The 232-nt window shown below is 75.9% G+C and carries 1 protein-coding gene; it reads left to right on the top strand.

All coding sequences use genetic code 11. The features are described from left to right. The coding region (locus QSV46_RS41190; RefSeq protein ID WP_314964563.1) for a hypothetical protein at window positions 1-198 on the top strand (198 nt) is incomplete at its 5' end. Between the last annotated feature and the right edge of the window lie 34 nt (window positions 199-232).

Here is a 232-nt window from a genome sequence, read left to right as displayed (position 1 = left end):
GCCGTCTGCCACGCCTTCACCGTCGAGCCGCTGAGCGCCACCCGCTCGGTGATCCGCTCCGAGGAGCTGTGGGTCGGCCCCGTCGCCCGCGCGACCGGCTTCCTCACGAAGGGGCAGATCCAGGCGGTGCAGACCCGCTGGACCGAGGCGATCGTCGCCGCGGCCACCGCGCATCCGGCCGGTCCGCCGAAGGGCTGACCCGGCTCGGGTCGCCGGTCGCCCTGCCTTCGCC

The sequence above is a fragment of the Bradyrhizobium cosmicum genome (genome assembly GCF_032290525.1).
Classification (GTDB): Bacteria; Pseudomonadota; Alphaproteobacteria; order Rhizobiales; family Xanthobacteraceae; genus Bradyrhizobium; species Bradyrhizobium cosmicum_A.
Note: the sequence above shows the minus strand (reverse complement) of the source record. Positions and strands in the feature narration are given on the sequence as shown.